Here is a 23866-nt window from a genome sequence, read left to right on the forward strand (position 1 = left end):
ACGGGTACACCTTCGTGGTGCCGCGGGCGACGCCGCCCGCGGTCGCGGCGCGGGTCATGGACCTCCAGGACCCGACTTCCAAGATGGGGAAGTCGCACGACAACGGCGCCGGGATCGTCTATCTCCTCGACGAGCCGGACGTCGTGAGGAAGAAGATCCTGCGGGCGGTGACGGACAGCGGCTCGGAGGTCGAGTACGACCGTGAGGCCAAGCCCGGGGTGTCGAATCTGCTGGAGATTCTGGCCGCTTGTGAGGGTGGGAACCCGGAGAGCCTGAGCGGTGTATATGAGTCGTATGGCGCGCTGAAGAAGGCGACCGCGGAGGCCGTGGTGGAGCTTCTGGCGCCCCTGCAGAAGAAGCACAAGGAACTGGTTGCGGATCTCGCGTATGTAGAGGAGGTGTTGCGGCGGGGTGCTGAGCGGGCGAGGGAGACGGCGAAGCCAACCGTGGACGCCGCCTATCGGGCGATCGGACTGCTTCCCGCTGCCTAAGCGTCCCTATATAGGGGCGTCCTAAGGAGGGCCGTTCTTAGGAGGGCCCTCCTTAGGAGGGGGTGACGGGCCGCTGGGCGAATGAGGCCCGGTAGGAGCGTGGGCTGGTGGCGAGGCGCGATGCGAAGTGCTGGCGCATCGTGACCTCGCTGCCGAAGCCCGCGCGACGTGCGACTTCGGGCATGGGGAGGTCGGTGCGTTCGAGCAGTTTCTGCGCTGCCGCCATGCGCTGGTCCAGGAGCCAGCGCAGCGGGGTGGTGCCGGTCGCTGCGGTGAAGTGACGGGCGAACGAGCGCGGGGACATGCCGGCGCGGGCGGCGAGGCCCGCGACGGTGAGCGGTTCGTGGAGGTGCTGGAGTGCGTATGCGCGTACGGAGGTGAGCGCATCGGCGTCGCGGTCGGCTCGTGGAGTGGGGTGCTCGATGAACTGGGCCTGCGTTCCGGTGCGGAAGGGGGCCGTGACCATCGATCGGGCGATGGTGGCGGCGGTCTCCGCGCCGTGGGTCCTGCGGACGAGGTGCAGGCAGAGATCGATGCCGGCGGCTGTGCCTGCGGCGGTCCAGATGTTGTCGTCCTCGATGAAGAGGGCGTCGGGTTCGACGGTGACCAGGGGGTGATGGGCGCGGAGCAGGTCGACGAGGTTCCAGTGGGTGATCGCGCGGCGGCCGTCCAGTAGGCCGGCTTGGGCGAGTGTGAAGGCGCCGCCGCAGAGGGCGGCGATGGTGACGCCGCGGGCGTGGGCGCGGCGCAGGGACTCGAGGACCGGTTCGGGCGCGGGGGTGAGGTGGTCGTCGAGGCCGGGGACGACGAGCAGGTCGGTGGCGGGCGCGAGGCGTGTCAGCCAGGTGAGGGTGCGATCGGGGGTGAGGGTGAGTCCGCCTCGCATGGGGACGGGCGTGCGGTCTTCGGCGATGCGGCGCAGGTCGAAGGCGGGGACGCCGCGGTCGGTGCGGTCGGTGCCCCAGACCTCGGTGATGACGGGAGACGTCGAAGGCCCTGATGCCGGGGAAGGCGAGGAGGGCGATGCGCTGGGTGGGGTGCGGGGGTGAGTGCGGGTCTGCGTGCGGCACGGTGGCAGTAAACCATCGATCGCTGTCTTCTGTACCTCTGGGGCGGGCGCGCTCCGGGCGGGAGCATCGTGGGCATGGAGATCGCAGACAACGCAGCGCTGATCGTGGTGGACGTGCAGAAGGGATTCGAGGAGGAGGGATTCTGGGGACCGCGGAACAACCCTGAGGCTGACGAGAACATCGCGTCACTGATCGACGCGTGGCAGTCGACAGGGCGGCCGGTCGTATTCGTGCGGCATGACTCGCCGAAGCCGCAGTCGCCGTTGCGGCCAGGGCATGCCGGGAACGGCTTCAAGGAGTACGTGGAGGGGCGGCGTGGGAAGGGGGATGGGGCGGAGCTCCTGGTGACGAAGTCCGTGAACTCGGCGTTCTACGGGACACCGGACCTGGACGCGTGGCTCAGGGCTGCCGGCATCGGGCAGTTGGTGGTGGCCGGGATCCAGACCAACATGTGCGCGGAGACGACGGCGCGGATGGGCGGGAATCTGGGGTACGAGGTGCTGTTCGCGTTGGACGCGACGCACACCTTCGACCTGGAGGGCCCGTTCGGCTGGCACCGCACAGCGGAGGAGCTGGCGCAGGCCTCGGCGGTCTCACTCCACGGGGGCGGCTTCGCCCGGGTGGTCACGACGACGGAGGTCGTGGCTTGGGCGGGGGCGCTTCGCGTGTGACGAGTTGGGCGCGGGCGCCTCGGGCATGACCGTCCGGCGCGGGCGCCTCGGGCATGACCGTCCGGCGCGGACGCCTCAGGCATGACCGTCCAGCGCGGGCGCCTCGGGCATGACCGTCCGGCGCGGACGCCTCAGGCATGACCGTCCAGCGCGGGTGGGGGGATCAGTGCCGGTGAGGATCGGTGCCGGGTGGCGATGTTCATTGCCGCCGCGATCAACTCCAGGGACTGACCCCGAGCGATATCGCGGACCTCGCCGCACTACTGGAGAACCCCTTCGAGGTCGTCCGTGACGCGTTCTTCTCACTGATGGACCGCAGCGCCGTGTGAGGGCTGCTCTCGCATCGCCCGTCCTTCTCACGGCGCCACCCGCGCAGCACTCGGGCGCGGGCGGCGGTGGAGGGCGTAGGTCGGTGGGTCAGCTGTTGCCGGAGGCCAGTTCTCGGCTGCGGTCCCGGGCGGCTTCCAGGGCGGCGATCATGGCCGCGCGGACTCCGTGATTCTCGAGTTCGCGGATGGCGTTGATGGTGGTGCCGGCGGGGGAGGTGACGTTTTCCCGGAGCTTGACGGGGTGCTCGCCGCTGTCGCGGAGCATCGTCGCGGCGCCGATCGCGGACTGGACGATCAGGTCGTGGGCCTTGTCGCGGGGCAGGCCGAGCAGAATTCCCGCGTCGGTCATGGCCTCGACCAGGTAGAAGAAGTACGCCGGGCCCGAGCCTGACAGGGCGGTGCAGGCGTCCTGCTGGGACTCGGGCACGCGGAGCGTCTTGCCGACGCCGCCGAAGATCTCCTCGGCGTGGGCGAGGTGGGCGGCCGTGGCGTGGGAGCCGGCGGAGATGACGGACATGGCCTCGTCGACGAGGGCGGGCGTGTTCGTCATGACGCGCACGACGGGGGTGCCTTCGGGCAGACGCTCCTCGAAGAAGGTGGTGGGGATGCCCGCCGCGCCGCTGATGACCAGGCGGTCGGCGGGGAGGTGCGGGGCGAGTTCCGTGAGGAGCGCGCCCATGTCCTGGGGCTTGACCGTGAGGATCAGGGTGTCGGCCTGCTTGGCGGCTTCCGCGTTGCTGACGGGGGTGACGCCGTAGCGGATGCGGAGCTCTTCGGCGCGTTCCGGGCGGCGGGCCGTGACCAGGAGGTTGGCCGGGGCCCAGCCCGCTCGGATCATTCCGCTGAGCAGGGCCTCGCCGATCTTTCCGGTGCCGAGGACTGCGACGTGCTGCTGGGGCATGGAGGCCACCCTTCGGGGCGCGGGGTTCGGTGCGGTTGCGTCCGTCGGGGTCATCCTCGCATCGGCGGCGGTCAGGCCGTACGGCGGCGGAGAGTTGCGGCGCCGAGGGCCAGGACGAGGACGGCACAGCCGGCGACGACGGCCGCGTCGCGGATGAAGTCGGCGGTGAGGTCGGTGTGGCGGAGGACTTCGTTCATGCCGTCGACGGCGTACGACATGGGGAGGACGTTGGAGATCGCTTCGAGGACGGGCTGCATCTTGTCGCGCGCGATGAACAGGCCGCACAGGAGCAGCTGGGGGAAGATCACCGCCGGCATGAACTGGACGGCCTGGAACTCGGAGGCCGCGAAGGCGGAGACGAAGAGGCCGAGGGCGGTGCCGAGCAGGGCGTCGAGGAGGGCGACCAGGAGCAGGAGCCAGGCGGAACCGGTGACGTCGAGACCGAGGCCCCACAGGGCGAGGGCAGTCGCCAGGACGGACTGGACGACCGCGAGGGCGCCGAAGGCGAGGGCGTAGCCGGCGATGAGGTCGCCCTTGCCGAGGGGCATCGCGAGGAGGCGTTCGAGGGTGCCCGAGGTGCGTTCGCGCAGGGTGGCGATGGACGTGACCAGGAACATCGTGATGAGCGGGAAGATGCCGAGGAGGGAGGCGCCGATGGAGTCGAAGGTGCCGGGGCTGCCGTCGAAGACGTAGCGGAGCAGGAAGAGCATCACGCACGGGACGAGCAGCATCAGGGCGATGGAGCGCGGGTCGTGGCGGAGCTGGCGCAGGACTCGGGCTGCGGTGGCGAGGGTGCGGGCTGCGTTCATCGGGGGCTCCGCTGGAGGGTGTTGGCCTGGTCGACGAGGTGGAGGAAGGCGTCTTCGACGGTGTCGGCGCCGGTGGCGGCCCGCAGGGCGTCGGGGCTGTCGTCGGCGAGGATCTCGCCTTCGCGCATGAGGAGGAGGCGGTGGCAGCGTTCGGCCTCGTCCATCACGTGGGAGGAGACGAGGAGCGTGGCGCCGCGTTCGGCGGCGATGGAGTGGAAGAGGTTCCACAGGTCGCGGCGCAGGACGGGGTCGAGGCCGACGGTCGGTTCGTCGAGGACGAGGAGTTCGGGGGTGCCGAGGAGGGCGACGGCGAGGGAGACGCGGCTGAGCTGGCCGCCCGAGAGGTTGCCTGCCAGGGCGTCGGCGTGGGAGGTCAGGTCCACTTCGGCGATGACGCGGGCGACGTCGTCGCGGCGGTGGGAGGCGGAGGCGCGGCCGGGCTGGAGTACTGCCGAGAAGTAGTCCAGGTTCTGGCGGACCGTCAGGTCGGCGTATACGGAGGGGGCTTGGGTGACGTATCCGATGCGGGAGCGGAGTTCCGCGGAGCCCGCCGGGCGGCCGAGGACGGTGAGCGTGCCGGTGACCTTGGCCTGGGTTCCGACGATCGCCCGCATGAGCGTGGACTTGCCGCAGCCCGAGGGGCCGAGGAGACCGGTGATCTGACCTCGGGGCACGGCGAAGTTCAGGGCGTGCAGGACGGGTCGGGGGCCTCGGACGACGGTGAGGCCGGCGGCGTGTACGGCGGCCGCCGGGGGTTCCGGCGAAGCGGCGGGAGAGGGGGAGGGATCCGGGGAGGATGACCTCTCGGGAATATTCATCATGTGATGAATATTCCTCCGCTGAGGCCGGGCCGTCAAGCGTCTTGGGGGCGCATTGGCGGCGCCGGCGCTCGTGGGGTTGACCGGAAGCGGGACGTCCGCGGGCGGGTGACTCCGCGCTTCAGGGGACATCGGGACGTAACGGCAGTTCGGCCCGTCCTCAACTCCCTTAGGTGACAATGGATTTCAGTGCCGGGGTCTCCCCCACTGCCGGCGCCCACGCATCTCCCCCGGAGGTGCGCTCCAGATGCGTCCCGTTCGTCAGGCACGTCATGTCCGTCAGGTGGCTGTTTCCCGTTCCCTCGCCCGTCTCTCCCTCCCCCGTGCCGATCTGGGCGCGTCCCTCGTCGTCTTTCTTGTCGCGCTCCCGTTGTGTGTCGGTGTCGCCGTCGCCTCCGGGGTGCCGGCCGAGCTCGGGCTGATCACGGGCATCGTCGGCGGGCTCGTCGCCGGGGCGCTGCCCGGCAGCAGCCTGCAGGTCAGCGGGCCGGCGGCCGGGCTGACCGTCCTCGTCCACGAGGCCGTGCACACCCATGGCCCCGCCGCGCTCGGCGTCCTGGTGGCGGCCACCGGGCTCCTCCAGATCGGGCTGGGGGTGCTGCGGCTCGGGCGGTGGTTCCGGGCCGTGTCCGTCGCCGTCGTGCAGGGGATGCTCGCGGGGATCGGCCTCGTACTCGTCGCAGGTCAGGTGTACGCGATGGGGGACGCCGCGTCCGTGCCCGCGAGCGGGGTGGGCAAGGTGCTCGGGCTCGCGGCGCTGCCCGGTGCGTCGGATCCCGTCGCGCTCGCGGTCGGCGTCGGGACCGTCCTCGTACTGGTGCTGTGGCCCCGCCGGCGGCGGGCGGCGCGGCTGCTGCCCGCGCCGCTGGCCGCGATCGGGCTGGCGGCCGTGGTGACCGGGGCGTTCGGGTTACCGGTCCGACGGGTGGAGGTGCGCGGGCTGTTCGACGCGGTGCAGCTGCCCTCGCCGGCGAGTGCGGGGCTGCTGACGCAGGCCGGGGTCGTCGGCACGGTCCTCGCGTTCGCGCTGATCGCGTCCGCGGAGTCCCTGTTCAGCGCGGCGGCCGTGGACCGGCTGCACCGCGGGCCGCGGACGGACTACGACAAGGAGCTGATCGCCCAGGGCGCCGGGAACACGGTGTGCGGGGTGCTCGGTGGGCTGCCCATGACCGCTGTGATCGTGCGGAGCGCTGCCAATGTGCGGGCCGGGGCGCGGACCAAGGCGTCGCGGATCCTGCACGGGGTGTGGCTGCTGCTGTTCGCGGCCGTGTTGCCCGCCGCGCTGGGGCTGATTCCGGTGGCGGCGCTCGCGGGGCTCCTGGTGCATGCGGGCTGCAAGCTGGTGCCGGTACGGGAGTTGGTGCCACTGTGGCGTGAGCATCGGGGCGAGGCGGTGGTGCTCGCGGTGACGGCGTTCGCGATCGTCGCCACGAATCTCTTCGAAGGGGTGCTGGTGGGGCTCGCGCTGGCCGTCGCGAAGACGGCGTGGGACATCAGCCACGTACAAGTCAGGACCGAGGACCGGGGGGCGGCCGGGCTGGTCGTACGGGTGGCCGGCAACGCCACGTTTCTGCGGCTGCCGAAGCTGCTCGACGCACTGGAGGCGTTGCCTGCCGACCGGGACGTGCGGCTGGAGCTGGACGGGCTGAGGCATCTCGATCACGCGTGCGCCACGGCGTTGGAGGGGTGGGTGGCGGGGCGGGTGCGGACGACGGTGTCGTGAGGTTGTGGGTGCGGCCGACCTCGTAGTGGCTGTGGGTCAGGTGCGGATGGCCACCAGGAGTTCGACCACGTAGGTCTCCTCCACCGTGCCGTCCGGGAAGAGCTCGCCGACCCGGGCGCGCTCCTCGGTGAGGAAGGCCTGCGCGTCGCCCTCTTCGAGGACGAGGAACGCCGAGTGGCTGCCGATGTTGGCGAGGTGCGTGTCCAGCGGGACATGCCGGCTCCACCGCAGATGGCGCAGCGTGACCTCGCCCCGGCCCGGCAGGCCGGCAAGGCCCGACAGTTCAATGGCGCGGGCCTCGTCGGGGCGCTGCCTGGCGCCCGTCTCCACGCCCACGTGGCGCGCGATGCGCTCGTGCTGCGCGGCGATCCACGGGACGTCGAGGGCAACGGTGTTCCACCACAGCGCGAGCGCGCCGCCCGGGCGCAGGACCCGCATCGCCTCGGGGGCCGAGCGGGCCGGCTCGGTCCAGTGCCACGACTGGGCGTAGGTGAGGAGGTCGAGGGAGGCGTCGGCGAGCGGGAGGGCGTTGCCGTCGCCCCGCACGATCGGCACGCCGGGCAGCGCCTGGCGGAACTCGACCGCCATGCCCTCGCCCGGTTCGACGGCGACCACGCGCGCGCCGCGCGCGTGCAGGAGGGCGGTCGAGATGCCGGTGCCCGCGCCTACGTCGGCCACTCCGGCGCCGGCGAGGGACCGTCCGGCGGCTTCCTCGACGGCGTCGAGGAGGGCGGGCGGGTAGGACGGGCGGTTCGCGGCGTACTGGGCGGCGGCGATGTTGAACGAGTGGGCGCGCGAGGCGGTGGTCATGCCACCATCCTGTCCTGCGCGGGGGACTCTCGTCAGTACGTGGTGTGCGGCTCGGGCGGTACCCCGTCGCCCGTGCGTGCGTGGGGGCTGTGTTTGCGCCCGGGGGTGTGTCAGCCCTTGCGCTTCTTCTTCGACGGGTTGCCGGTGCGGCGGGTGCTGCGGCGTTCGTACTGTTCGCGGGCGGTCGCGTACTCCTGCCTGCGGAGTTTCTCGCCCGGGGCCTCGGAGAAGCAGCGCAGGCAGTACGCGAGCAGTACGCCGACGAAGCCGATCGACATGAAGCCGCGCAGGGACGCCTGCGCCTCGGGGTCCGGGCGCTTGGAGAAGCCGTCCCACGTGCGGCGGAAAGCGAGGGCGCTGCAGATCGCGAACATCAGGACGACGAGTACGTTCACGAAGGAGCCGACGTCGGCGATGGCCAGGCCCTCGTACGCGAAGCGCAGCACGAAACAGCCGGCCGCCGCGCCGACGAGCGCGCCCGCGCCGACCGCGGCGCGGCGCCAGGTGTAGCCGCCGTCGTGCTCGACCCAGGTCCGGCCGAAGAAACGGATCTCCTCGGGCTGGGGGCCTGCGGGGATGCCGCCGACTGCTTCCGGGGTCTCGGGGCCGGGGCTGGGGGTGCCGGATTCGTCGCTCACAGGTCGATTATGGCGGGCTCCGGCGACGGCTTCGGGTCCGGAGGTCGGGCTCGGGTGGGGCTCGGGTGGCGCCGGGCGGGTCCGGGCGGGTCCGGGCGGGTCCGGGCGGGTCCGGGCGGGTCCGGGCGGGTCCGGGCGGGTCCGGGCGGGTGGTGGATTGTCAGACCCCTCCCCTACATTGCCCGTATGACGGATTACGTACTGGTCGCAGGGGCGTGGCTCGGGGCGTGGGCGTGGGACGACGTGGTGCCGGACCTGCGCGAGGCGGGGCATGGCGCGCACGCCGTGACGCTCACCGGGGTCGCCGACAAGCAGGGCGTTCCGGCAGGGCAGAAGACCCATGTCCAGGACATCGTCGACGAGGTGGAGCGCCTCGGACTGCGCGATGTCGTGCTGGTCGGGCACAGCTACGCGGGCATCCCGGTCGGTCAGGCCGCCGAGCGGATCGGTGACCGGCTGAGGCGCGTGGTGTTCGTCGACTCGAGTGTGCCGGCGGACGGGGAGTCCTTCGTGTCCGCGTGGTGGCAGGGGCCGGCGGCGCTGGAGGCCGTACTCGCCGCGAACGATGGTGACTGGCCGCCGCTGACTGCGCCCGAGTACGAGGGGCAGGGGCTCGACGATGCGCAGATCGCGCGGATCGTGAGCGGGGCCACTCCGCACCCGGGGGCGTCCCTGTCGGAGCCGGCCGTGCTCTCCCGCCCGCTGGGCGAGCTGCCGGCGACGTACATCAAGTGCCTGCTCGACGGGCCCGAGCCGAGTGATGATGTGGCCGAGCTGCTGCGCGGCGAGGGCTGGCGGCTGCGGGAGATGGACACGGGGCACTGGCCGATGTTCTCCCGGCCGCGGGAGCTGGCGCGGATTCTTCTTGAGGAGGCGGGGGGCGAGCAGCGGTAGCCAGGACGGTTGAAGGGCGGGAGCCAGAGGCCCCCGCCCGCCATCGACTACGCGCAGCGCGGGGCCACGTAACCGTCGTTGCCTGTCTTCACATACGCGTCCGACACGTACTGACCATTGGCGATGTTGTCCCAGAGGTTCGTCGTGCCGTATGTGCCGCTGATGCTCTCGCCCGGCTTCTGGCAGTTGATCGGCACCCGGGCGTCGAGCGGCAGGACCTTGACCAGCTGGTAGTGGGTGCCGGGGCCGCTGCGTACCTTCAGGCGGACTCCCGGGGCGACCGGGTAGCGGATGGCGAGCGCGTCGGCGCTCAGCTCCTCCGCCGTGCCCCCGGCCTCATCCGCCGCGATGCCCTCAACCGTTCCCGCCCCGTCCTCAACAGCCATGCCGGTCTCCCCCGTTGATCACTCTGACGTCTCTGACATCTCTGGACACGCGTACGTGTCGCGCGACCCGCGCAGGCTAGCAAGCCCCTCCGACATCGCACGCACCATCGACTAGGCTCCGTGCGTCGCGCTTGCGGACACAGACACGGGGGTGGGCGATGCCGCCGCTGCGCAGCACCGGGCCGGGCCGGGAAGCGGAACATCCTGAGTACGCCGGGCAGTACCGTCTTGAGTCATGCCTCGGCGCGGGCGGCATGGGTGTGGTGCACCTGGCGACGTCCGCTTCGGGGCTGCGTCTCGCCATCAAGGTCGTACATGCCGAGTACGCGGCGGATCCCGAGTTCAGGGCCCGTTTCCGGCAAGAGGTGAACGCCGCGCGACGGGTCAGTGGCGCCTTCACCGCGCCGGTGGTCGACGCCGATCCGAATGCCGAACTGCCGTGGATGGCCACGCTGTTCATCCCCGGCGACACGCTCGCCGAGCGGGTGAAGCGGAACGGCGCGCTGGCGTCCGACGACGTACGCAGGCTGGGTGCGGGGCTCGCCGAGGCGCTGCGCGACATCCATCGTGTCGGCGTCGTGCACCGCGACCTCAAGCCGAGCAACGTCCTCCTCGCCGCCGACGGACCGAAAGTCATCGACTTCGGCATCTCCCGCCCGACGGACAGCGATCTGCGTACCGAGACGGGCAAGTTGATCGGCTCGCCGCCGTTCATGGCGCCAGAGCAGTTCCAGCGGCCGCGTGAAGTGGGACCCGCCGCGGATGTGTTCGCCATGGGCGCCGTGCTGGCCCACGCGGCGACGGGGCGTGGGCCCTTCGACTCGAACAGCCCGTACATCGTCGCGTACCAAGTCGTGCACAACGAGCCGGACTTGGCGGGGGTGCCCGAGGACCTCGCGCCGTTGATCAGGCGTTGCCTCGCGAAGGAACCCGGGGAGCGACCTCTGCCCGCCGAGATCATGGAGGCGCTGCGGCAGCCTTCCCCGGCCGGGACGGGAACCGGGACCGGTGCTGGGGCAGCGGGTTCCGGGGCCGGTGCGTTCATACCCGCCCAGCGGCGCCCGAGCGGGCAGCGGGACACGGACAGGCAGCCGGACGCGGACGGCGGACGCGGGCAGAGCACCCAGTGGACCCGACGGATCCGCCGCCAGGACCGGCCCGCGCCCACATCCACACCCGCCGGCCAGGACTCCCCCGCGTCGCGGGCGGACCAGCCCACCCACCCGCGGCCGAGCCAAAGAGCCACGCCGAAGTCACCGCGGCACCGTCGCCGCCGGGCACTGACGGCGGGAGCCGTACTCGCGCTGGCAGCGGTCGGCGCAGGCATCGCGCTGTACACGGCGCAAGGCGGTGGCGGGACCGACTCCGGCGGAACGGCCGTGCGGCAAGCCGGATCCTTCCAGCCCTGGCACAAGAACCTCGGTGGAGCGAGCGACACCGCCCCGGCGTGCGCCTCCGGGCCGGGCGCCCTCTACTGCGCCAGCGGCGGCGGCAGGACGACCCGGCTCGACCCGCTGAACGGTCACGTCGTGTGGGCCTCGGCCGCGCCCCGCGAGCGGCACCCTTCCGGCACGACCGCGCAGCGGTCCACTCCGGCTGCGCCCACGCTGTCCGGAGGACTGCTGCACCTGGTGGACGACGGCCGGATCAGGGCACTGGATCCCCGTACGGGCGAGGAGCGTTGGGACGTCGACGCGTCCGCGTACGAGGCCGTGGAGCACGGCGTGGACACGACGCTGCTGATCGGATCGGGCGGTACCGTCCGCGCCCTGAACAGCGCGACCGGCGAGCCGCGGTGGACGAAGCGCGTCGGCGGCCTCGGCACCCAGTGGATCGCTGGACCGGGCGGCGACGGCGACTTCTTCGCCGTGACGGCGTCCGCCGACGGAAGCACCACGTCGGTCAGCGCGATCGACGCCCACGGGGGCGCCGTGCGGTGGGCCGTCCGGGCAGCGGGCAGCCTCAGCCCCTTCGGCGCATCGGACGGAGCCGTGTACCTGCTGTCCACCGACACGGACCTCCTGGTGGACGCCGTCGTGCGGCTCGACACCGGCGACCGGACCGCACACCGCTTCCCCCTGACGACGCCCGCGGACCAGGCCGAGGCCACGGAGAGCGGCGGCATCGCCTACGTATACGGAGCCGGCGGCTCACTCGTCGCCGTCGACACCACGGCGACGAGGCCGCAGGACGCGGTCAGTTGGCGCCTGGAGACCTCGGTCAGCCGCCCCTCGCGGCCCGTCGTGTCGGACCGGTCGCTCTACCTCACCGCCCCCGACGGCCGCCTCCTCGCCACCGACGCCCGTACCGGCAAGCCCCTGGGTCAGACGCGCCCCCGGCTCGGGAGTGAACCGGGGCGGGTGGTCGGGGAGTTGCCCGCGCCCGTCGTGGGTGAGGGAGGGCGCGTCTACGGGAGTGCGCCGGACGGGAGTGTGTTCGGGGTGGACGGGCGGGAGCCCGGGCGCTGGTGACGTGGGCCGGGGCGACACTCAGGTCAGGGACAGTCGCCGTACAGACATAAGCCCGCCCGGCAGCGAAATCGCCGCCGGGCGGGCTCACATCAGCATCGGTTTCGGCAGTGGCAGTGGCACCGGCCACTGCGGGCCCGGACAGAGTCACGCCACCGCCTCATCCGGCGGCAGCCGGTCCTCAGCCCAGCTTCGAGACGTCCCGCACCGCGCCCTTGTCCGCGCTCGTGGCCATCGCGGCGTACGCGCGCAGCGCCGCCGAGACCTTGCGTTCCCGGGCGACCGGGGCGTAGACGCCGTTCAGGGCCTCGCGGCGGGTGGCCAGCTCCGCGTCGGGGACGAGGAGTTCGATCGAGCGGTTCGGGATGTCGATGCGGATACGGTCGCCGTCCTGGACCAGGGCGATCGTGCCGCCGGACGCCGCCTCGGGCGAGGCGTGGCCGATGGACAGGCCCGACGTGCCGCCGGAGAAGCGGCCGTCCGTGATCAGGGCGCAGGTCTTGCCGAGGCCGCGGCCCTTGAGGAACGACGTCGGGTAGAGCATCTCCTGCATGCCGGGGCCGCCCTTGGGGCCCTCGTAGCGGATGACCACGACGTCGCCGTGCGTGATCTCCTTCTTGAGGATCTTGTCGACGGCTGCCTCCTGCGATTCGCAGACGACCGCCGGACCCTCGAAGGTCCAGATCGACTCGTCGACGCCCGCCGTCTTCACGACGCAGCCGTCGACCGCCAGGTTGCCCTTGAGGACCGCCAGGCCGCCGTCCTTCGAGTACGCGTGCTCGGCGGACCGGATGCAGCCGTTCTCGGCGTCCACGTCGAGCGCCTCCCAGCGCTCCGACTGGGAGAACGCCTCCGCCGAGCGGACGCAGCCGGGGGCCGCGTGCCACATCTCGACGGCCTCCGCGGACGGGGAGCCCCCGCGCACGTCCCACGTCTTCAGCCAGTCGGACAGCGACGGACTGTGGACGGAGTGGACGTCCTCGTTCAGGAGGCCGGCCCGGTACAGCTCGCCGAGGAGGGCGGGGATGCCGCCGGCGCGGTGCACGTCCTCCATGTAGTACGTGCGGTCCTTCGCCACGTTCGGCGCGACCTTGGCGAGGCACGGCACGCGGCGCGAGACCTCGTTGATCTCGTCCAGGCCGAAGGCGACGCCCGCCTCCTGCGCGGCGGCCAGCAGGTGCAGAATCGTATTGGTGGAGCCGCCCATGGCGATGTCGAGGGCCATGGCGTTCTGGAAGGCCGCGAAGGTGGCGACGTTACGCGGCAGGACCGACTCGTCGTCCTCCTCGTAGTAGCGGCGCGTGATGTCCATGACGGTGCGGGCCGCGTTCTCGTACAGCGCCTTGCGGGCCGTGTGCGTCGCGAGGACCGAGCCGTTGCCGGGGAGGGAGAGGCCGATGACCTCCGTCAGGCAGTTCATGGAGTTGGCCGTGAACATGCCGGAACAGGAACCGCAGGTCGGACAGGCGTTCTCCTCGATACGGAGGATGTCCTCGTCCGAGATCTTGTCGTTCACGGCGTCGGAGATCGCGTCGACCAGGTCGAGCGTGCGGACGGTGCCGTCGACCAGGGTGGCGCGGCCGGACTCCATCGGACCGCCGGAGACGAAGACCGTCGGGATGTTCAGGCGCAGGGCCGCCATCAGCATGCCGGGCGTGATCTTGTCGCAGTTCGAGATGCAGATCAGGGCGTCGGCGCAGTGCGCCTCGACCATGTACTCGACGCTGTCCGCGATCAGGTCGCGGGAGGGGAGCGAGTAGAGCATGCCGCCGTGGCCCATCGCGATGCCGTCGTCGACGGCGATCGTGTTGAACTCGCGTGCGATGCCGCCCGCCGCCGTGATCGCGTCGGAGACGATGCGGCCGACCGGCTGCAGGTGGGTGTGGCCGGGCACGAACTCGGTGAACGAGTTGGCCACGGCGATGATCGGCTTCCGGCCGATGTCCGCACCGGGTACCCCGGAGGCGCGCATAAGGGCGCGCGCGCCCGCCATGTTGCGTCCATGGGTGACTGTGCGGGACCTCAGCTCGGGCATCGTCGCTCGCTCCTTCAAGGGCCCGCATACGGGCCCGTGCGGCAGATAGGGCTGCTATCGAGCGTACGCCGCCGATCCAGGATCCGGACAGGGTGTCCGGAATGCGGGACGGGCGTCTCGCTGTACGTCCCGTCCAGCCGGCCGGAGGCCTCGTCACTCCCCCGTCAGATGTCCCTGCACCACCGGCGCCACCCGCTCGACGATCCGCTCCATGTCGGCCGACGCCAGCGGTTCCACCTTGATCACGTACCGCAGCATCGCGACCCCCACGAGCTGCGCCGCCGCCAGCTCCGCCCTGAGCTCGGCCTCCTCGGACGGCAGGTCGAGCTGCCCGGCGATCTTCCGCAGCAGCTGTACGGCGACCAGGCGCCGGAAGACGGCCGCCGCGGTCTCGTTGTTCACGGCCGAGCGGACGATCGCGAGGAGCGGGGCACGGGTCGCCGGGTTCTCCCACACGGAGAAGATGAAGCGGGTGAGGCGCTCGCCGACGCCGTCCGTCGGGCCGTCCTCGATGGCGGCCGGCGCGTTCAGGGCGGGGGCGAAGGCGACCTCGACGGATGCCTCGAAGACCTGCTCCTTCGTACCGAAGTAGTGGTGCACCAGCGCCGCGTCCACGCCCGCCGCCTTGGCGATGCCGCGTACCGACGTCTTCTCGTAGCCACGCTCGGAGAACTCCGCGCGGGCCGCCTCCAGGATGCGGTCGCGGGTCGCGGGGCCGGCCGCCTCCGTCTGCGTACGGGAGGGCCGCCCCCTTCGGCGTACGGGAGGAACGTCCGGGTCGGTCATGAGCGGGGGACCCGGACCGACGACGCGAGGTGGAGCCGGGTGAAGGCGAGTGCCTCGGCGAGGTCGGCCTCACGTTCGGCGCTGGACATGGCGCGGCGGGTATTGACCTCGATGACGACGTGCCCGTCGAAGCCGGTCAGGGCGAGGCGCTCCAGGAGCTCGGCGCAGGGCTGCGTGCCGCGGCCGGGGACCAGGTGCTCGTCCTTGCTGGAGCCGCCGCCGTCGGCGAGGTGGACGTGGCCGAGGCGGTCGCCCATGCGGTCGATCATCGACATCGCGTCGGTGCGGGCCGTCGCGGTGTGGCTGAGGTCGATCGTGAAGTGCCGGTAGTCGTCCTTGGTGACGTCCCAGTCGGGGGCGTACGCGAGCATCTCGCGGTCGCGGTAGCGCCAGGGGTACATGTTCTCGACAGCGAAGCGGACTTCCGTCTCGTCGGCCATGCGCCAGATGCCGTCGACGAAGTCGCGTGCGTACTGGCGCTGCCAGCGGAAGGGCGGGTGGACGACGACCGTGGACGCGCCGAGCTTCTCGGCCGCCGACTTCGCGCGCTGGAGCTTTGTCCACGGGTCGGTGGACCAGACGCGCTGCGTGATCAGCAGACAGGGCGCGTGCACGGCGAGGATCGGGACCTGGTGGTAGTCGGATAGCCGGCGCAGGGCCTCGATGTCCTGGCTGACGGGGTCGGTCCAGACCATGACCTCGACGCCGTCGTAGCCCAGGCGTGCCGCGATCTCGAAGGCCGTCGCCGTCGACTCCGGATAGACCGAGGCCGTCGACAGGGCGACCTTCGCATCCGGGATGCGCACCACTGGTTCTGCCACGGAGACAGAGTACGGGCCCCGGCTGAGCCCCGGGGAGGTGGTCGGCTGGCGGGCGCTGTGGGGTGCGCCTCAATTCGGCGGCCCCGGGCTGTGGCGGGAGCCACAGCGGCCCGGGTGCCCGTGACCGCGACCCGGCCCGCGGCACGCCCCGTCAGACCCCCGGCATGTGGTCGAGCCGCCTGAGGATCACGCCCTCCCGGAGCGCCCAAGGGCAGACCTCCAGGGTTTCCACCCCGAACAGGTCCATGGCCCCCTCGGCCACCAGCGCGCCCGCGAGCAGCTGGCCCGCTCGACCCTCCGAGACCCCGGGGAGCTCGGCGCGCTCCGCCTCCGTCATCGCGGCGAGGCGCGGCACCCAGTCCTCCAGGGACTTGCGCTTCAGGTCCCGCTGGACGTACAGACCCTCGGTGGAGCGGGCCGCTCCGGCCAGGCGCGCGAGCTGCTTGAACGTCTTGGACGTGGCGACGACGTGATCGGGTTTGCCGAAGCGCGTGAACTCCCCGACCGAGCGCGCGATCTGCGCCCGCACGTGCCGGCGCAGCGCCTTGATGTCCGCGGCGTCCGGCGGGTCGCCCGGCAGCCAGCTCGCCGTCAGGCGCCCCGCCCCGAGCGGCAGCGACACCGCGGCGTCGGGCTCCTCGTCGATGCCGTACGCGATCTCGAGGGAGCCGCCGCCGATGTCCAGGACAAGCAGCTTCCCGGCCGACCAGCCGAACCAGCGGCGGGCCGCGAGGAAGGTGAGCCGGGCCTCCTCCTCGCCGGTGAGGACGCGCAGCTCGACGCCGGTGTCCTCCTTGACCCGGGCGAGGACCTCGTCGGCGTTGCTCGCCTCGCGTACGGCGGAGGTGGCGAAGGGGACGAGGTCCTCGACGCCCTTGTCCTCGGCCGCCTCCAGGGCGTCCCGCACGGTGGCGGTCAGCCGGGCCACGCCGTCGGGGCCGATGGCGCCGCGGTCGTCGAGGAGCTGCGCGAGCCGCAGCTCCGCCTTGTGCGAGTGCGCGGGCAGCGGTCGCGCGCCCGGGTGCGCGTCCACCACAAGCAAGTGCACCGTGTTCGAACCCACGTCGAGGACACCGAGTCTCATATACGGAACGCTACTGCGCCTGGGGCGGGCGTCAGTCCCCGAGGGCACCGCAGCGCGCTTACCCTGGAACCGTGCCAAAGACGAAAAAGGTCAACGCCGACAAGAGCGACAAGCGCGGTAAGAGCGACAAGGAAGCCAAGTCGGCCACTAAGCCGTCAAAGGCGCCGAAGTCGAAGGAATCAGGAACTAAGGGGTCACCGCTGAACGAGTCATCGGCGAAGACGGCATCCTCCAAGGGCTCAAAGGGGGCGTCCGCGAAGGGCTCGTCCTCAAAGGCCTCCGCGAAGGGTTCCGTCCCGGACGAGAAGGGTCTGGACTTCGCCCGCGCCTGGGTCGAGTTCCCCGACCCCGCGGACGACGAGCAGATCTTCCGCTGCGATCTGACGTGGCTGACCTCGCGCTGGAGCTGCATCTTCGGGAGCGGCTGCCAGGGCATCCAGGCGGGTCGCGCGGACGACGGCTGCTGCACGCTCGGCGCCCACTTCTCCGACGAGGACGACGAGAAGCGCGTGGCCGGCTTCGTGGAGCGGCTCACGCCCGACATCTGGCAGCACCACGAGGTCGGTACGCAGACGGGCTGGGTCTCCAAGGACGAGGACGGCGAGCGCCAGACCCGCCCGTACAACGGCTCGTGCATCTTCCAGAACCGTCCCGGCTTCAAGGGCGGCGCGGGCTGCTCGCTGCACATCCTGGCGCTCAAGGAGGGCCGCGAGCCCCTGGAGACCAAGCCGGACGTGTGCTGGCAGCTCCCGGTCCGCCGGACCTACGAGTGGATCGACCGGCCGGACGACACCCGCGTGCTCCAGGTGTCCATCGGTGAGTACGACCGCCGCGGCTGGGGCCCGGGCGGCCACGACCTGCACTGGTGGTGCACCTCGGCGACGTCGGCCCACGGCGCGGGCGACCCGGTGTACGTCTCCTACCGGCCCGAGCTGACCGAGCTCATGGGCAAGGAGGGCTACGACCGCCTCGCCGAGCTGTGCGAGGAGCGCCTGGCTTCCCAGCTGCCGCTGCTCGCGCCGCATCCGGCGGATCCCGCCACCGCTTCCTAGCCCCCTGCCTCCGCGGCCGGCGGAGGCTCGCGCTAGCCGCCGCTCGGGCTCGCGCCGCCGTCGCTCGGCGGCGGTGACGAGTCCGTGGGGGACGACGGGCTCGGTGACGGCTCGGACGGCGTGGGGCTCTGGTCGGACGGAGTGGGGTCCGGGTCGGAGGGGCCGGGGTCCGACGGCGTGGGGTCCGACGGGCCGGGGCCCGGGTTGCCCGTGTTCGACGGGTCGGGGCCCGGGTCCGAGGTGCCGGGCTGCGAGGGGCCCGAACTCCCGTGTCCCTCTATTGAGATGACGGCCCCGGAGGGGTCGATGCCGATGCGCGCCGACCAGTGACCGGTGGGCTCCCGGTCGTGATCGACGTACACCCGGATCGTGAACGACTCGCCGGGCCGCAGCGTTCCCGACGTGCTCGTCAGATAGAGCCAGCTCGCTCCGGTGTGCGCGGACCAGTGGACCGGTGAACTCCCGGACGCCGTCAGCTTGATGAGGGTCGCGGAGCCGCTCGGCTGCGCCTCCACGGTGAGCCGGCCCGGGCCCGAGTGCGCGGGTCCGCCGGGGCTGATGACCTCCACGGAGACGTCCGGGGAGCGGCTGCCCGCGGTGAAACGGGGGTCGGGGGTCGTGCGCGCGTTGCCCGCGTTCTCGTACGCGCCGTCCGCGCGGTTGCCGTCGAGCCCGCCCGGGTCGCCGGCCTCGCTCGCGCTGATCGAGCGCCCGTCCTGGCCCTCGCCCGTCTGCGGCGCTCCCCGGTACGCCGCCCACAGCGCCAGCACCGGAGCGGCCACGACGGTGGCGACGACCGTCGTCGTGACGGCACGCGCGCGTAGCCGGTCGCGGCGGGCGGCACGGTCCTTGGGGTCCATCGGGAAGCCGCGCCGGTCGAAGCGGGGCGCCGCGCCGCGCTGGGGGCGGTCGCCATGGGCCATCGCCCGGTGCAGGGCCGCGCGCGGGGCCGTCGCGAGGGGCAGGGCGGCCGGGGTGACCGTGGTGCCGGGCCAGGTGCCGGGGGTGGCGCGCTCGGCGGTGCGCCGGCAGCGGGGGCAGTCGTCGACGTGCCGGACCAGCTCGCGACGCAGGGCGGAGCTCAGCAGCAGCTGGTTGTCCCCGGTGAGGCGGGCGACGCTCGGGCAGGTGCCGGTCTCCACTACGGCCAGCGCGGCGCGGGTGCGTTCCACCTCGCAGGCGGCGGTGGCGAGCAGCTCGCGGGTGAGCGCCGGGTCCGTGCCCAGCGCGGCGGCGACCTCTCGGGGCGACAGCTGGTGACGTACGGCCAGCTCCAGCGCCTCGCGCTGCTCAGGCGTCGTACCGGCCGCCTCCGGCCAGGCCAGGAGCGCCAGCTCTCGGCGGCGCTGCGCCTGGATCTCTTCGGAGGGGGTCTCTTTGGCGGGCGGGGCTTCGGGGTGGGGCCTGCCCGATGCGTGCGTCCCCTGTCTGCGGCGTTTCGCTTCCGCAAGCGCCCGCAGGCACGACCAGCGCGCGAGCGCGTACAGCCACGCCTTGCGGTCGCTCTCGGATTCGGGGCCGCGGGAGCCGCGGCGTTCGGCGAGCGCGAGGGCGTCGGCCAGCGCCGCGAGGGCGTCGTCGTGATCGCACAGGACGGACAGGCAGTACGTGAACAGGCCGTCCAGATAAGGCTCGTAGCGCGATGTCGGGCGCTGGGGTACGGTCCGCGGCGCAGGTCGCCCGTGCCCGTCGCGGTGCGCCCGGTGTGCGCCGGTGGTCTGCGTGGAGGTTTCCGGCCTGCTGGTCATCACCCGTGCGACCGTAGGCGGATGGTGCCGCACCCTTCCTCCCCCTTGGGGACATTTAATCCGTACGGGTGAAACGATCCCTCAAAGGGGGACGGGAATACCGAATTCCGTACAAGGGAACATGTGCTCGGCGCATATATGTGCGCCGGGGCGCACGGGCGCACACCCGGCGCGGGGTCTCCCCCGAGGGGGGCGGGTGGTGGTCGGCGGTGGTCGGCGCCGGGTTGTCAGTGGTCTCGGTTACGGTTCGGTGCATGGCTGCCCGTACGAAATCCGGCAAGGACCGGCCGTCCTACCGCTGCACCGAGTGCGGCTGGCAGACGGCGAAATGGCTGGGTCGCTGCGGCGAGTGCCAGGCGTGGGGGACGGTCGAGGAGTACGGCGCGCCCGCCGTGCGGACGACCGCGCCCGGCCGGGTCACGACGTCCGCCGTCCCGATCGGCCAGGTCGACGGGCGGCAGGCCACCGCCCGCTCCACCGGCGTGCCCGAGCTCGACCGGGTCCTCGGCGGAGGTCTCGTCCCCGGCGCCGTCGTGCTGCTCGCCGGCGAGCCCGGCGTCGGCAAGTCCACCCTCCTGCTCGACGTCGCCGCCAAGGCCGCCAGCGACGAGCACCGCACGCTGTACGTCACCGGCGAGGAGTCGGCCAGCCAGGTCCGCCTGCGCGCCGACCGCATCAAGGCGATCGACGACCATCTGTACCTCGCCGCCGAGACCGATCTGTCGGCGGTCCTCGGCCACCTGGACGCCGTCAAGCCCAGCCTCCTGATCATGGACTCCGTGCAGACCGTCGCCTCCCCCGAGATCGACGGCGCCCCCGGCGGCATGGCCCAGGTCCGCGAGGTCGCCGGCGCGCTGATCCGCGCCTCCAAGGACCGCGGCATGGCCACCCTCCTCGTGGGCCACGTCACCAAGGACGGCGCCATCGCCGGACCCCGCCTCCTCGAACACCTCGTGGACGTCGTCCTCTCCTTCGAAGGCGACAGGCACGCGCGCCTGCGCCTCGTCCGCGGTGTGAAGAACCGGTACGGGACGACCGACGAGGTCGGCTGCTTCGAGCTCCACGACGAGGGCATCACGGGACTCGCCGACCCCAGCGGGCTGTTCCTCACCCGCCGCGACGAGCCCGTTCCCGGGACGTGTCTCACCGTCACTCTGGAGGGTCGCCGGCCCCTTGTCGCCGAGGTCCAGGCCCTCACCGTCGACTCCCAGATCCCGTCCCCCCGGCGCACGACGTCCGGTCTGGAGACCTCTCGCGTCTCGATGATGCTCGCCGTGCTCGAGCAGCGCGGGCGGATCACCGCCCTGGGAAAGCGGGACATCTACTCCGCGACCGTCGGCGGCGTGAAGCTCTCCGAGCCCGCCGCGGACCTCGCCATCGCGCTCGCCCTCGCCAGCGCCGCCAGCGACACCCCGCTCCCCAAGAACCTCGTCGCGATCGGTGAAGTGGGCCTCGCGGGCGAGGTCAGACGGGTGACCGGCGTGCAGCGCCGGCTCGCCGAGGCGCACCGGCTCGGCTTCACCCACGCCCTCGTGCCGAGCGATCCCGGCAAGGTGCCTGCCGGTATGAAGGTCACCGAAGTCGCCGACATGGGGGACGCTCTGCGCGTGCTGCCCAGGAGCCGTCGCCGAGAGGCCCCACGGGAGACGGAGGAGCGCCGGTAGACTTTGCCCTGGTCTCGCCCGTGCGTACGAACCCTGGGCATTCAAGATCTGCAAGTTCCGCAGGATCTGCGACATCTGTGACATCTGCGATGTCTGCAATATCTGTGACATCTGCGACCGGAGGAGTGCAGTGGCAGCCAACGACCGGGCAGCAGCTCCCGGCAAGTCCGGCGGGAGCTCCGGTGCCGATGGGCTGATGCGCGCCTCACTGAGCGCCGTCGCGCCCGGTACGGCGCTGCGTGACGGCCTCGAGCGAATCCTCCGCGGCAACACCGGCGGACTCATCGTTCTCGGCTGGGACAAGACCGTCGAGTCGATGTGTACCGGCGGTTTCATCCTGGACGTCGAGTTCACCGCGACGCGCCTGCGCGAGCTGTGCAAGCTCGACGGCGGCATCGTCATCGACAAGGACATCACCAAGATCCTGCGGGCGGGCGTCCAGTTGGTGCCCGACCCCACGATCCCCACGGAGGAGACGGGCACGCGGCACCGCACGGCGGACCGCGTGAGCAAGCAGGTCAGCTTCCCTGTGGTCTCCGTGTCGCAGTCGATGCGGCTCATCGCCCTTTACGTGGACGGGCAGCGGCGCGTTCTCGAGGACTCGGCCGCGATTCTCTCCCGGGCGAATCAGGCGCTGGCGACTCTCGAGCGGTACAAGCTCCGCTTGGACGAGGTGGCCGGGACGCTCTCCGCGCTCGAGATCGAGGATCTCGTCACCGTGCGCGATGTGACCGCGGTTGCGCAGCGGCTGGAGATGGTGCGGCGCATCGCCACCGAGATCGCCGAGTACGTGGTGGAGCTCGGGACGGACGGGCGACTGCTCGCCCTTCAGCTCGACGAATTGATCGCCGGCGTCGAGCCCGAGCGGGAGCTCGTCGTTCGGGACTATGTGCCTGAGCCCACTGCCAAGCGGTCCCGGACCGTTGATGAGGCACTGTTCGAGCTCGATGCGCTGACGCATGCCGAGCTTCTTGAACTGTCCACTGTGGCACGCGCGTTGGGGTACACCGGGTCTCCGGAAACCCTCGACTCGGCCATTTCGCCTCGTGGGTTCCGGCTGCTGGCGAAGGTGCCCCGGCTGCCTGGGGCGATCATTGACCGGCTTGTCGAGCACTTTGGCGGGTTGCAGAAGCTGCTCGCCGCCAGCGTCGATGATCTGCAGACTGTGGACGGCGTCGGGGAGGCTCGCGCCCGGAGCGTGCGGGAAGGGCTCTCGCGGTTGGCCGAGTCTTCGATCCTGGAGCGGTACGTCTAGGCTGCCGCCGGGCTGGGGTGTGGGGGTCTTCGCCGTTTTCTTCGGGTGCGGGGGCCATCGCCGTCTTCGGGTGCGGGGGCGGGGCGCATGGCTGTCTTCGGGTGCGGGGGCGGGGGCACATCCCCGTTTTCTTCGGGCGCGGGGGCCATCGCCGTTTTCAGGTGCGGGTGCGCAGCGCAGCGCCGTTTTCTAGTGCGGGTGCAGGCCGCGTCGCCGTCTTCAGGTGCGGGGCCGCGCCGGGATGTACGTGCTCGCTGTTCTACGGGGCCTCGTCACCCAGCTGATTACCTGCGCGTGGTGCTGGTGGCTCCGCGCGCACATCCCGCCACGGCCCCACCCGATTCGTACGCGGCCGCCGGCCGGTGGGCCGTTCGTCGGTCCTTCTGTCTCGTACGCGACTGATCGCCGGTGGGGTCCGTCGGGCGGCTGTGTCTGTCAGTCCTTGGCCAGCACGAAAGACGCCTGGGCCTTGGGGAGTTGGGCTGCCTTTGCCTCTACCAGGTAGGTTCCCGGCGTTGCCGGGCCTGCCGTCGGGGTTGCGCACTGGGGGGCGCTTGCGTTGCGGTCCCATTCGATCGTGTGCGTGATGTGGGCGCCTGCCGGTACGCGTAGCAGGAGGCTGCCGGAGCCCTTGGGGCAGTCGCCGGAGGACCAGATCTCGTCGTCGCTGGATGCCTGGGTGATCGTCAGGACCGCGTTCTTCGGGCCGAGATCGACCTTGCAGTCCTTCGCCGTCGTGTTCTTGGCCGTCAGCTCGAACTTCGGCTTCTCTCCGGGCGCGTACGAGTTGTGGACGCTGCGCAGCGTCAGGGTCACGCCGCCTGTCGTGCAGTCGGGGAGGCTCGAGCCCGCGGGGAGTCGGTCACCCGCGCCTGTGCCGCCCTTCGCGTCGTCATCGGATCCCGCCCCAGAGCCGGCTGTGTCCGAGCCTGAGCCGTCACCGTTGTCGCCGTCCGAGGAACCGCCGTCACCACCACCGCCGCCGCCCGACTCGTCGCGGCCGCCCGGGTGTTCGCTGATCGCGGGTCCGGACCCGGAGGGGCCGGGCGTGATGGAAGAGGGCGCGGTGTTCTTGCCGTTCGAGCCACCGGCGCTGTTCCTGCCGCCTCCGCCACCGGAGTTGACGGCCCATACGATCAGCAGCGCGAGCAGCGCCACCATGGACAGCAGAACGGCCCTCCGTCGCCAGTAAATGGTGGAGGGAAGCGGCCCGATCGGATTGCGCAGAGATCCCACGGCGCAAACTGTACGAGAGATCCGTCCGTTCTCCCGCCCCCACCCGCCGCCACCGCCCGCGAGTTTTGCGGATCATAGTCCCGGGCGGCCGTTCCGGCGCGGGGACAACCCCTGTCTTTCGTCAGGTACGGGACGAGACCATCGCCGGATGTGACCGTGTACGGGCCCTACGTACCG

21 protein-coding genes and 1 pseudogene (1 of these 22 cut by a window edge) are annotated in these 23866 nt (G+C 71.7%); 9 read left to right on the top strand and 13 right to left on the bottom strand.

Annotated features, from left to right (window positions below; genetic code table 11):
* Positions 1-491 carry the final stretch of a tryptophan--tRNA ligase gene (trpS, locus tag OG698_RS22105; RefSeq protein WP_406104907.1) on the top strand. 508 nt of this gene lie to the left of the window's left edge, so only the last 491 of its 999 coding nucleotides appear in the window; its start codon lies off the left edge, out of view; it ends in the stop codon at positions 489-491.
* A gap of 52 nt (positions 492-543) precedes the next feature.
* On the opposite strand, the pseudogene OG698_RS22110 reads toward trpS, so the two are convergent.
* A pseudogene (locus tag OG698_RS22110) lies at positions 544-1516 on the bottom strand (GlxA family transcriptional regulator).
* Positions 1517-1635: 119 nt separating this feature from the next.
* Between OG698_RS22110 and OG698_RS22115 the strand changes: the two are divergent.
* The gene (locus tag OG698_RS22115) at positions 1636-2232 is read left to right on the top strand and encodes a cysteine hydrolase family protein (protein WP_406104909.1); all 597 of its coding nucleotides are present in this window, start codon (positions 1636-1638) and stop codon (positions 2230-2232) included.
* Positions 2233-2414: 182 nt separating this feature from the next.
* On the top strand, positions 2415-2561 hold the full coding sequence (locus OG698_RS22120; protein ID WP_406104910.1) for a hypothetical protein: 147 nt from the start codon (positions 2415-2417) through the stop codon (positions 2559-2561).
* Between the two features lie 88 nt (positions 2562-2649).
* Here the strand turns inward: OG698_RS22120 and proC are convergent, their stop codons facing one another.
* The 3 genes from proC to OG698_RS22135 all read right to left on the bottom strand — a co-directional run bounded on the left by proC (position 2650) and on the right by OG698_RS22135 (position 5092).
* Entirely contained in the window at positions 2650-3462 is an 813-nt protein-coding gene (gene proC, locus OG698_RS22125) for a pyrroline-5-carboxylate reductase (RefSeq protein ID WP_399983521.1), read from the bottom strand.
* A gap of 71 nt (positions 3463-3533) precedes the next feature.
* On the bottom strand, positions 3534-4271 hold the full coding sequence (locus tag OG698_RS22130) for an ABC transporter permease (protein WP_326774655.1): 738 nt from the start codon (positions 4269-4271) through the stop codon (positions 3534-3536).
* Positions 4268-5092, bottom strand: coding sequence for an ABC transporter ATP-binding protein (locus OG698_RS22135; RefSeq protein ID WP_406104912.1), 825 nt, complete (start codon positions 5090-5092; stop codon positions 4268-4270). The genes OG698_RS22130 and OG698_RS22135 overlap by 4 nt, the downstream gene beginning before the upstream one ends.
* Positions 5093-5336: 244 nt before the next feature.
* Between OG698_RS22135 and OG698_RS22140 the strand changes: the two genes are divergently transcribed.
* Positions 5337-6812: a SulP family inorganic anion transporter gene (locus OG698_RS22140; RefSeq protein ID WP_406104914.1), complete on the top strand. Its 1476-nt coding sequence runs from the start codon at positions 5337-5339 to the stop codon at positions 6810-6812.
* A gap of 36 nt (positions 6813-6848) precedes the next feature.
* Here the strand turns inward: OG698_RS22140 and OG698_RS22145 are convergent, their stop codons facing one another.
* Both OG698_RS22145 and OG698_RS22150 read right to left on the bottom strand, forming a co-directional pair.
* On the bottom strand, positions 6849-7622 hold the full coding sequence (locus OG698_RS22145) for a class I SAM-dependent methyltransferase (protein ID WP_406104915.1): 774 nt from the start codon (positions 7620-7622) through the stop codon (positions 6849-6851).
* Positions 7623-7732: 110 nt separating this feature from the next.
* On the bottom strand, positions 7733-8260 hold the full coding sequence (locus tag OG698_RS22150) for an EamA/RhaT family transporter (RefSeq protein WP_406104917.1): 528 nt from the start codon (positions 8258-8260) through the stop codon (positions 7733-7735).
* A gap of 186 nt (positions 8261-8446) precedes the next feature.
* Between OG698_RS22150 and OG698_RS22155 the strand changes: the two genes are divergently transcribed.
* Complete coding sequence (locus tag OG698_RS22155) at positions 8447-9154, top strand: alpha/beta fold hydrolase (RefSeq protein WP_406104919.1); 708 nt, start codon at positions 8447-8449, stop codon at positions 9152-9154.
* Between the two features lie 47 nt (positions 9155-9201).
* Here the strand turns inward: OG698_RS22155 and OG698_RS22160 are convergent, their stop codons facing one another.
* Positions 9202-9540, bottom strand: coding sequence for a peptidase (locus OG698_RS22160; protein WP_406104921.1), 339 nt, complete (start codon positions 9538-9540; stop codon positions 9202-9204).
* 158 nt (positions 9541-9698) lie between these two features.
* Here OG698_RS22160 and OG698_RS22165 point away from each other — a divergent pair, with 158 nt between their 5' ends.
* Positions 9699-12011 (top strand): protein kinase domain-containing protein, encoded by a 2313-nt coding sequence (locus OG698_RS22165; protein WP_406104923.1) that lies wholly within the window; start codon positions 9699-9701, stop codon positions 12009-12011.
* A gap of 178 nt (positions 12012-12189) precedes the next feature.
* Here the strand turns inward: OG698_RS22165 and ilvD are convergent, their stop codons facing one another.
* The 4 genes from ilvD to OG698_RS22185 form a co-directional block, all read right to left on the bottom strand.
* Complete coding sequence (ilvD, locus tag OG698_RS22170) at positions 12190-14043, bottom strand: dihydroxy-acid dehydratase (RefSeq protein WP_406104925.1); 1854 nt, start codon at positions 14041-14043, stop codon at positions 12190-12192.
* A gap of 153 nt (positions 14044-14196) precedes the next feature.
* The gene (locus OG698_RS22175; RefSeq protein WP_406104926.1) at positions 14197-14829 is read right to left on the bottom strand and encodes a TetR family transcriptional regulator; all 633 of its coding nucleotides are present in this window, start codon (positions 14827-14829) and stop codon (positions 14197-14199) included.
* Positions 14826-15650, bottom strand: coding sequence for a sugar phosphate isomerase/epimerase (locus OG698_RS22180; RefSeq protein WP_356286723.1), 825 nt, complete (start codon positions 15648-15650; stop codon positions 14826-14828). The genes OG698_RS22175 and OG698_RS22180 overlap by 4 nt, the downstream gene beginning before the upstream one ends.
* 151 nt (positions 15651-15801) lie before the next feature.
* A complete protein-coding gene (locus OG698_RS22185) occupies positions 15802-16734 on the bottom strand; it encodes a Ppx/GppA family phosphatase (RefSeq protein ID WP_406104927.1) in 933 nt (310 codons plus the stop codon).
* Positions 16735-16934: 200 nt separating this feature from the next.
* Here OG698_RS22185 and OG698_RS22190 point away from each other — a divergent pair, with 200 nt between their 5' ends.
* Positions 16935-17786 carry a hypothetical protein gene (locus OG698_RS22190; protein WP_406111213.1) on the top strand — a complete coding sequence of 284 codons (852 nt, stop codon included), beginning with the start codon at positions 16935-16937 and terminating at the stop codon, positions 17784-17786.
* Positions 17787-17818: 32 nt separating this feature from the next.
* Here the strand turns inward: OG698_RS22190 and OG698_RS22195 are convergent, their stop codons facing one another.
* Complete coding sequence (locus OG698_RS22195) at positions 17819-19534, bottom strand: BACON domain-containing protein (RefSeq protein ID WP_406104928.1); 1716 nt, start codon at positions 19532-19534, stop codon at positions 17819-17821.
* 254 nt (positions 19535-19788) lie between these two features.
* On the opposite strand from OG698_RS22195, the gene radA reads away from it, so the two are divergent.
* Together radA and disA are read left to right on the top strand one after the other, a co-directional pair.
* Entirely contained in the window at positions 19789-21198 is a 1410-nt protein-coding gene (radA, locus tag OG698_RS22200) for a DNA repair protein RadA (RefSeq protein ID WP_406104930.1), read from the top strand.
* Positions 21199-21328: 130 nt separating this feature from the next.
* The gene (gene disA, locus OG698_RS22205) at positions 21329-22453 is read left to right on the top strand and encodes a DNA integrity scanning diadenylate cyclase DisA (protein WP_356286736.1); all 1125 of its coding nucleotides are present in this window, start codon (positions 21329-21331) and stop codon (positions 22451-22453) included.
* A gap of 435 nt (positions 22454-22888) precedes the next feature.
* On the opposite strand, the gene OG698_RS22210 is transcribed toward disA, so the two are convergent.
* Positions 22889-23689, bottom strand: coding sequence for a hypothetical protein (locus OG698_RS22210; protein WP_406104932.1), 801 nt, complete (start codon positions 23687-23689; stop codon positions 22889-22891).
* Positions 23690-23866: the final 177 nt, after the last annotated feature.

This window comes from Streptomyces sp. NBC_01003, from assembly GCF_045162695.1.
Classification (GTDB): Bacteria; Actinomycetota; Actinomycetes; order Streptomycetales; family Streptomycetaceae; genus Streptomyces.